Annotated in this window: 7 protein-coding genes and 1 pseudogene; 3 read left to right on the top strand and 5 right to left on the bottom strand. The window is 71.5% G+C overall.

From position 1 onward, the window contains the following. Window positions 1-110 precede the first annotated feature (110 nt). Window positions 111-1,421: an aspartate aminotransferase family protein gene (locus RNC47_RS02155; protein ID WP_311594917.1), complete on the bottom strand. Its 1,311-nt coding sequence runs from the start codon at window positions 1,419-1,421 to the stop codon at window positions 111-113. A gap of 83 nt (window positions 1,422-1,504) precedes the next feature. Here RNC47_RS02155 and RNC47_RS02150 point away from each other — a divergent pair, with 83 nt between their 5' ends. Continuing rightward, complete coding sequence (locus tag RNC47_RS02150; RefSeq protein WP_311594915.1) at window positions 1,505-2,446, top strand: LysR family transcriptional regulator; 942 nt, start codon at window positions 1,505-1,507, stop codon at window positions 2,444-2,446. Between the two features lie 23 nt (window positions 2,447-2,469). On the opposite strand, the pseudogene RNC47_RS02145 reads toward RNC47_RS02150, so the two are convergent. Then, window positions 2,470-2,770, bottom strand: a pseudogene (locus RNC47_RS02145) (hypothetical protein); the annotation flags it as partial. Between the two features lie 876 nt (window positions 2,771-3,646). On the opposite strand from RNC47_RS02145, the gene RNC47_RS02140 reads away from it, so the two are divergent. After that, window positions 3,647-5,053, top strand: coding sequence for a glucoamylase family protein (locus RNC47_RS02140; protein ID WP_311594913.1), 1,407 nt, complete (start codon window positions 3,647-3,649; stop codon window positions 5,051-5,053). Window positions 5,054-5,086: 33 nt separating this feature from the next. Here the strand turns inward: RNC47_RS02140 and RNC47_RS02135 are convergent, their stop codons facing one another. After that, complete coding sequence (locus RNC47_RS02135; RefSeq protein ID WP_311594912.1) at window positions 5,087-5,443, bottom strand: serine hydrolase domain-containing protein; 357 nt, start codon at window positions 5,441-5,443, stop codon at window positions 5,087-5,089. A gap of 1,250 nt (window positions 5,444-6,693) precedes the next feature. On the opposite strand from RNC47_RS02135, the gene RNC47_RS02130 reads away from it, so the two are divergent. Beyond that, a complete protein-coding gene (locus tag RNC47_RS02130) occupies window positions 6,694-7,065 on the top strand; it encodes a ClpX C4-type zinc finger protein (protein WP_311594910.1) in 372 nt (123 codons plus the stop codon). A gap of 318 nt (window positions 7,066-7,383) precedes the next feature. Here the strand turns inward: RNC47_RS02130 and RNC47_RS02125 are convergent, their stop codons facing one another. Both RNC47_RS02125 and RNC47_RS02120 read right to left on the bottom strand, forming a co-directional pair. Further along, window positions 7,384-7,746, bottom strand: a complete 363-nt coding sequence (locus tag RNC47_RS02125) for a hypothetical protein (protein WP_311594908.1) — start codon at window positions 7,744-7,746, stop codon at window positions 7,384-7,386. A gap of 198 nt (window positions 7,747-7,944) precedes the next feature. Then, window positions 7,945-8,961 (bottom strand): 3-oxoacyl-ACP synthase III family protein, encoded by a 1,017-nt coding sequence (locus tag RNC47_RS02120; RefSeq protein ID WP_311594907.1) that lies wholly within the window; start codon window positions 8,959-8,961, stop codon window positions 7,945-7,947.

The following is an 8,961-nucleotide window of genomic DNA, read 5'->3' as shown; positions in this document are numbered from 1 at the left end:
AAGGACCCCGACGGGCTCCACCATCCGGCTCCCGGGTTCACCCAACTATCGCTGGAGCAGCGGGTCAACGCGCCCGGCAAGCCACCGCCGCCGTTACCAGCCCACCACGCTCACATCGCCAGCGCCGCCACCGCCGCCCGCTCGATCGAGGTGGCGAGGATGTCCAGGCCGGCGTGCAGCTCGGCCTCGGTCACGGTGAGTGGTGGGGCGATGCGGAAGATGCCGCCCATGCCGGGGAGTTGGACGATGTTGAGGTGCAGGCCGCGGGCCAGGCAGTCGTGGGTGATCCGTTGCCCGATCTCGTCGGCCGGGGTCCTGCTCTGCCGGTCGGTGACGAGTTCGAGCCCCTGGAGCAGGCCGCGGCCCCTGACGTCGCCGACGATGTCGTAGCGGTCACGCAACTCTCCTAGGCGGGTGGCGAGTTGTTCGCCGAGGGCCGCGGCGCGGGCGACCAGTCCCTCGCGCTGGATCACGGAGAGGACCGTCGCGCCGACGGTCGCGGCGAGCGGGTCGGAGACGTGGGTGGTGAAGAAGAGGAAGCCGCGCTCGTGGCAGACGCGCTCGACGCGCTCGCCGGTGAGGACGGCGGCCACCGGCAGGCCGGCGCCGAGGGTCTTGGAGAGCGTCAGCAGGTCGGGGACGACGCCGTCGCGCTCGAAGGCGTACATCGTTCCGGTGCGGCCGAGGCCGGTCTGGGCCTCGTCGAGGATCAGCAGCATCCCGCGCTCGTCGCAGAGCTCCCGGAGGCGGGCGAGGTAGCCGGGGGGCAGCTCGATGATGCCGCCCGAGGAGAGGATCGGCTCCACCAGGCAGGCGGCGAGGCTGCCGGAGGACTGTCGGTCGACCATCGCGAAGCCGTACTCCAGCTCCGCCCGCCAGTCGTGTGAACCGTCGGCGGCGCGGAACGGCGAGCGGTAGGCGTTGGGCGTCGGCAGGGTGAAGTTGCCCGGGGTGGGCGGGCCGTAGCCGCGGCGGCCGGCCGAGTACGTGGCCGAGGCCGCGCCCTGGCTCATGCCGTGCCAGGAGCGGTCGAACGACACGATCTCGTAGCGGCCGGTGTAGAGCTTGGCGAGCTTGATCGCCGCCTCGTTGGACTCGGCGCCGGTGCTCAGCAGCAGCGTCTTGCCCAGTTCGGGAGGGAGGGTGGCGGCGAGTGCCTCGGCGAGGTCGAGGACCGGGCGGCTGAGCATGCCGCTGTAGAGGTGGTCGAGGGTGGAGATCGCCGTGGAGACCGCCGAGACGATGTCGGGGTGGGCGTGGCCCAGCACCGAACTCATCTGGCCCGAGGTGAAGTCGAGGATCGGCCGGCCCGCCGTGTCGTACACGTGGGCGCCGGCGGCGCGCTCGATGACGCGGGGGCTGAAGGTCGTGCCGTAGCGGATCAGCAGGCGGTCGGCGTCTTCCCAGAATCGTGAGTCCACGGCCACCACCCTCGCCTCCTCGACCGTCCGTAACAAGCGACAAAAACCGCCGGACCGTTCGGTGGTGGCTTACGGTGGCGCCCATGCTCACCACGCATCGGCTAGCGGTCCTCCGGGCGGTCGTCGAGGCCGGCTCGATCAGCGCCGCGGCGCGGAACCTCAGCTACTCGGCCGCGACGATCAGCCAGCACATGGCGGCGCTCGCCAGGGAGACGGGGCTCACGCTCCTGGAGAAGGACGGGCGGGGCGTCGCGCCGACCGCCGCCGCGCTCCAACTGGCCGAGGAGGCGGGGCCTTTGCTCGCCGACCTCGGGCGTCTCGAACGCACCGTCGCGGATCTGCGGGCCGGCCAGGCCGAGCGGTTGGCGATCGCCTGCTTCGCCTCGGCGGCGGAGCGGCTGATCCCCGAGGTGGTGCGTGCCGTCCGTACGGACCGGCCGAACATCACGGTCGAGGTCAGCCTGAACGAACCGGTCGACGGGCGGGGCCGGCGCCGGCCCGACCTCGACATCCGCACCGAGCCGGTGGGCGGCGCCGGGATCTGTCTGGACGGCTACCGGCGCCACGACCTGCTCACCGAGGAGCTGCTGGTGGTGCTGCCCGCCGACCACCCGCTGGCGGGCGCGCGATCGATCCCGCTCGGCCGGCTGCGGACGGAGCCGTGGATCGACCACGACATCTATGACAGCCCGATCGGGCGGATCATCCAGAACGCCTGTGGCGCCGCCGGCTTCGCGCCGCGCCACGTCGCGCGGCTCGACGACCACCACGCGGCGCTCAGCCTCGTCGACGCCGGCATCGGCATCACCGTGCTGCCGCGCCTCGCGGCGGTCGCGCTGCCTGCCACGGTGGTGGCCAGGCCCCTCACCGACCCCGTGGTCGGCAGGCGCGTCGTGCTGCACGCCCGCCGACACCCGCACCGCGACCCGCTCGTCACGGCCGCCGCCGCGCACCTGCGCCGGGCCGCCGACCGCTGGCGGCGCGACGTGACGCCGGACTTCCCGGCGACCGGCGGCGACGGGTAGGTGCGCGGCGGGTGCGGGGTGGCTCAGCCGCGGGCGATGGCGATGCTGCCGGCGAGGCGTTCGTCGGCCTTGTGGGTCATGTAGGGGACGCCTGCGGTCGGTGCCGAACGCCGGGGCCGCGGAGCGGCCGTTGTCCGGAGCGCCGGCCAACGGGCAGTGGAAGACGCCCAGATGGTCGCGGCGGGAGAAGTCGGCGCCGACCTCGGCGATCCTCATGGTTCCGCCGTCAGCCTTGTCGGTGTGGTAGACGACGTACGCCGAGCCGTTCCTGGTCAGCAGGTGCGAGCCGCTGATGTCGTTGACGCCCACGTCGGAGTACCTGACCCGCGACGGCTACGTCTGGCACACCTGGAGCGCCCGCGTCGCGGCCGGCAGTTCTCGCCGCCCTGCGGCGGTGCCGGCGCACCCCCGTCCCACCGCCCCGAAGAGACCTCGTGACCGAGCCCACTCCCGACTCCACCACGCTGCTAAACGCTGCCGCGCACATCGGCATCCCCGGCACCTTCATCGGCGGCGTGGAAGTCCTGCTGCGCCACATCCCCGTCCCTCACTGACCCCGCGCAGGCCGCCCCGCCGGACACCCCGGCGGGGCGCCGCCCACGGCCGACAGGCCCGACGACGAAAGGGATCCGACCTGGCCACCACCACCGACGGCCCCACCAGCCGCCCGTCGGCCGCCATCCTGCGCTACGAGCACGGCCTGCCGGTGTACCGAGCCGGACAGGCCCCCGCACACCTCGCCACCCGCAACCAGCTCCGCCGCGACGGCGCAGCGAGGCGGGGCTGCACCGGTCTCAACCAGGAACGGGCCGACTACGCCGTGGTGAACGTCGCCGGCGACGTCCTCCTCGACGATGCCCTGGCCGGGCGCCGGCTCGTCACCTGGAACGCCTCCTTCGACATCGGCATCCTCGACAACGAGTTGGCCGCGCCCGCGGCGTCGGCCGGCCCGTCCCCGCCGGCACCCGGTGGACCGCGGAGTGCACCATGGAGCAGTACGCCGCGTGGCACGGCGACTGGCACCCCGGCCGACAGGACTACACCTGGCAGCCCCCGCCACGCCAGCGGCGACTGTCGAGCCGTCATCGACCGCCTCCCCACATGGCCTGACGCCGCCGGCATCCCCCCAGCACCCGGGGCCGGCGCACCACACGCACGGCACCGCCCCCTCCGATCGGCCCTCATTGAGGAGTGAGCCCCATGAACCGTCGTCGTCTACTCTCGGCCGCCGCCGTCTGTGCCGCGGCCTCCACCACCTCGGCGACCGCCCTCAGCGGGCCCCGCCCCCGCGCCGCCTCCCCCACGCTCAGCACCGTGTTCGCGGCCACCTACCGGTCCATCGAGGCCATGACCACGGACCTCGGCCTCACCGCGGACAGGATCGACGTGAGCCGCCCCGGTACCCCCGTGCCCTCCCGCCAGACCTCCCCGACCAACATCGGGTGCGGCCTGTGGTCCACGGTGGCCGCGGCCGGTCTCGGCGTGATCTCCCCCGCCACCATGCGCGACCGTCTCGCCCGCACCGTCGGGGCCGTGGAGAGGTTGGAACGCGCCCACGGGTTCTGGTTCAACTGGTATGACGCCCACGACGGTTCGCTCCTGACGACCTGGCCGGAGACCGGTGCGCCGGTCCGGCCGTTCCTGTCCAGCGTGGACAACGCCTGGCTGGTCACCGGGCTGATGATCGCCGCCGACGCCGACGGCACGCTGCGCCCGCGCGTCGCGGCCCTGCTCGACGGCGCCGACTGGTCGTACTACTACACGCCCTACGACCCGGCCGACCCGGTCGCGGGCCCCGGTCAGCTGCGGGGCGGCTTCTGGCCCGACCGGCCCGGCAAGGGCGAGCCCACAGGGCACCACTACGGCGCCCTCAACACCGAGCCTCGCATGGCCAGTTACCTCGGCATCGCGGACGGCAGCCTGCCCGGCGAGCACTACTGGCACATGTTCCGCACGCTGCTGCCCGGCATGGGCCAGGAACAGGAGCCCGAGGGCAGGTATGTCACGGTGGACGGCGTACGCGTGTGGCAGGGCCACTACACCCACCGGGGCCGTGCCCTCGTCCCCACCTGGGGCGGGTCGATGTTCGAGGCCCTGATGGTGCCGCTGTTCGTCTCCGAGGCCGAATGGTCCCCCCGCTCGTGGGGCACCAATCACCGGCGCCACGTCCGCAGCCAGATCGAGCACGGTCTGCTCGAGGAGGAGTACGGCTACTGGGGGTTCTCGCCCGCCAACATCCCGGAGGGCGGCTACCGCGAGTACGGCGTCGACGCGATCGGCATGCAGGAGGACGGCTACCACTCCCTCGGGGTGGTCACCCCCCACGCCTCCTTCCTCGCCCTCCCCTACGCGGAACCGGAGGCCCTGGCCAACCTCGGGGCCCTGGCCCGGGACTTCGGCGCCTACGACGACCGCTACGGCTTCCGCGACTCGGTCAACGTCGCCACGGGCCGCGTCAGCGACTTCGTCCTCGCCCTCGACCAGGGCATGATCGCCGCCGCGTTGGCCCAGCGACTCCGACCGGGTCTTCTGCAACGCCCCTTCCGCACCGGCGGCTTCGGCTCCCGGGTGCGTCCCCTGCTGGGCAGGGAACGCTTCAGCATCTGAGCGAGCCCAGCGCCTCGACACCGGGACCGGCGGCTACGCCCTGCGGTCCGTCGTGACCAACCGCCGCAGCAGCTGCAACCCGGCGCGGTCGACGGACCGGGCGTTGGCACTGAGTACCAGGACCGCCGCCTGGTGGTCCGGTGCGATGGCGACCAGTGAGCGGTATCCGCCCGTCCCGCCGTTGTGGAACAGCGCCCGGTGCCCGCCCACTGCGGGCCGCTCCCGCGGGGAGATCCAACCGGGGTGGGCGGCGACGTCGCCGCGCATGGGGTGGGCAGTGGAGTGGGTGAGCGCGATGGCCTCGGCGGGGATCAGCACCTGCCAGTGCGCGTCGGGTGGTGCCGTGAAGTCCTGCACCGCATCGTGGAAGTGCCGGATCAGTCGTGCCACGCGAGCCAGTTGCCGAGCGGGTTCCAGCAGAGAGAATCGGTCGGGCCAGACCACATGTCCCGTCATGAAAGTCAGGACCTCGCGCCCGTGTTCGTCGAGACCCAAAGGACGAGGTGAGCAAGGCCTGGACTGCAGGAGTCCAGGGTCCGGCCGGACGGCGGGCGGTATCTCCGACTCGAACGACACCATCGCTGACGTTGCCGCCGGACAATGGCTGTTCTTCATCGTGTTGCCCCGAACCACTGTGTCTGACCAGGTCGCCATGGTCACCCGTTAAGAGGGAGCACTGGGGATGTGCAGAGGTTGAAGAACAAGTACCGCCCGTCCGAATCACCGAGCTCGAACAGTCGCAGGGTGACGGCCCTAAGAACAGGGAGGCGCTGCCGCGCTCCTACGCCCTCATCGCCCGACGGCCGCCGACTCGGGGCGAGACCGCCCGGGGTGCGCCAGACTGAGGCGTCAGGACTGAACGGTGCGGAGGGCTCGTCCGATGGAGTTTCAGGTTCTCGGCCCCATCGGGATCGGGCGCGGTGAGGGCGTCGAGAGGGTGCCCGGGACGACTGCAGCAGATCCTGCTCGGAGTGATGCTGGCTAGGGCGGGCCAGCCGTTGAGCGTGGCGACGTTGACCGACGCGCTGTGTGTGTGTGGGGGGAGCGGGCGGACGGCCGGGCAGGGCAGCGGCTTCACATTCACGTGCACCGGCTGCGCCGCCTGTTGGGGCAGCCCGAGCGGCTGTCGTTCAGCCCGGGAGAGGGCTGCCGGACGGCGTGGAGCCGCACGGCCGACGCGTCTGCGGGCTGCCACGGCCGCACGATGAGTCGTTCCCGCGCGTCCAGCACCGGCTGCTCCATTCCAGACAGACGGCCAGGAGGCATCACCGGCTCGATGAGATGCGGCATAGCACCGATCGTGCCAGAGGCTGAACGTGCCCCCTCACTGGGGCACTTACGGCTGGCGGTTGGCTTCGTTCACTTCAAGCAGCAGCGTTTGAACGCCGGTTTGGGCAGCAGACAGCGATCTTGGCGCTCGCGGATGCTCACGAGCAATGACGTCACCGCTTGGCGGACGGCCCGCCGGCCGGATACCGATGAGTGGTCGAATCGGAACCGCGGTCGTCACTTGGTCTTACCACTTGCCCCGCCGCGGAGCCCAAGAAGAAACCGCCTTAAGACGCTGCAGGGTACCCCTTGTCAAGGTGTCCCTGACACCCTACGCCCCGTGTCAGGGTTCCCCTGACATGGAGGTCCTGATGGCCACCTCGAACACCACCCCCGGAGTTCCCCACTGCTCCTTCTGTGGCAAGCCCACCAGCGAAGTCGACAAGCTCGTCTCCGGGCCCGGCGTGTACATCTGCGACGGATGCGTCGGGCTCGCAGCCGCCATCATCAAGGAGCACGGCGACAAGACGACCACTCCCCAACTGCCGCGCTGGGAGTCCATGACCGACGACGAAATGCTCGGCCACATCTCGCGCGTCGCCACGGTCGCAGACCAAGTCGAGACCAATCTGCACTCCTGGATCCGCGAGCTGCGCAGCCGGGCCGTCACCTGGGCCCGCATCGGCCAGGCCCTGGGCATCTCCCGTCAATCGGCCTGGGAGCGGTTCTCCGGCGACGAATGACGATCAACGCTGACCGGTCCCGACAGCCGCGATTCCGACAGCAGGCTTGACTAGTGAAGGCGTTGTAGGCGACGACGCGAGAAGCGCCGCGCAGGATGCTGGCCAGCCGCAGCAGGATGTCGCCGCCCGCGTGATGGCGGTGATTTCGACGATCCGCGCCTTGGAGTCGCGTCCGGTGGTCTCGGTGTCGAGCACCACGGCGTGCGGGTCATCCAGGGAACCGCACCATTCATCGACATGCCGGAGCGCCAGGGACCACTACCGGTATGGATGCGAAGCGCGATGCAGGCGGCGAACCCACACGCACTCGCTCATTCCTCATCGCCAGTGCTCCTGCTCGCTGGCGACCGTGACCCTCAACTCCCCGCAATCCGGCAGACCGCCGCTCAAGCCCCGAACACCGCCCGAACTGCCCAACTGCGGGCACTTCGACGCGTTCCTCCGCATCGACCTCACACTGCCAGTCGTCCAACCGTTCCTTGCCAGATGCCCCATGTCACGCTGAGGGAGATGCCTTGGCGGATCGGCGATCGGCATCGCTTCGGTGACCACCTGATCCCACAGGAACACACCGTCCCACCCGGTGGCCTCCGCTCGTACTGTCAGTTCGACAAGGACGTTGGGGTCGCCGAAGGGGTCGAACGGCGGCAGATGGATGCCGAAGCGCAAGTTCTCGTTCACGAGGAGCCCTCTCCAGAGGAGAGCGAGCGCGACCTGGGCGTCCGCGGCACCCTCAGCCGCGGGGCTGTCTGGCCTGGCGGGCCGCCGGAGTTGGACGAGGCGGTGACCGGCCCGCGTACCCCTCGCGGGCCGGTCAGTGGGCCTCCTTCCGCGAGGGAGGGGGCCTCCGCGTGACTGGCGACGGACGCGGTCCGGGGCTCAGGTGCCGGCGTCGTGGTGCCGGGCGCGTCGGGTCTCCCACGCGACGAGGGCGACACCCGCGGCCATGCCGCCGCCGAAGCCGGCGAGTACCACCAGGTCGCCCGGGGTGAGGCGGTCGGCGGCGTGGTCCAGGGTGATCGGCACCGACGCCGCTCCGGTGTTGCCGTACCGCCGGACCGTCAGGTGCGTGTGGGTGGGCGGGAACCCGAGGTGTGCCGCGAGCGCTTCCAGCATGCGGCCGTTGGCCTGGTGCGGCACGAGGTGCGGTTGTCGTGCGTCGTCGGTGGGGTGGGCGTCGAGGAAGTCGCGGATGAGCGGTCCGACCCGGCTCTCCACGAACTCGCGTACGGCCCTGCCCTCCATCGTGAAGTAGTGCAGACCACGGGCGAGGGACTCGGCCGAGGCGGGGATGGCCGAGCCACCCGCCGGAACCCGGATCAGGTCCCGCTTCTCGGGGAAGCTGGCGAGGCGGGTGGCGAGCACGCCCCGGCCCGTGCTGGGACCGAGGACGACGGCGCCCGCGCCGTCGCCGAAGAGCACCACGGTGGAGCGGTCGGCGGGGTCGAGCGTGCGGGAGTAGATGTCGGCCCCGACGACGACGGCGTGCCCGCCGGTGCCGCGCAGCATCCGTTCGGCCGTGGTGAGGGCGAACACGAAGCCGCTGCACACCGCGTTGATGTCGAAGGCCGGGGTGCCCGAAGGGACGCCGAGGTCGGCGGCGACCGCGGTCGCGGTGGGCGGCTGCGGGGAGTCCGGGGTGGAGGTGGCGACGACGACCAGCGTGACGTCCCGCGCGTGGATGCCGGCGTCGGCCATCGCCCGCCGCGCGGCCGTCGTGGCGAGGCCGGACGTGGCCTCGTCCGGCTTGGCCCAGCGGCGCTCGTGGATTCCGGTCTTGCGGACGATCCACTCGTCCGTCACCCCGGCCGGCGTGCCGACCTCCTCGTTGGTGACGACGTTGCTCGGCAGGCAGGATCCGGTGCCGAGAATTCCGATGGCGGTGGGGCTGCTCAT

Source organism: Streptomyces millisiae (assembly GCF_031845425.1).
Classification (GTDB): Bacteria; Actinomycetota; Actinomycetes; order Streptomycetales; family Streptomycetaceae; genus Streptomyces; species Streptomyces millisiae.
This window is presented reverse-complemented; position numbering and strand designations above follow the sequence as displayed.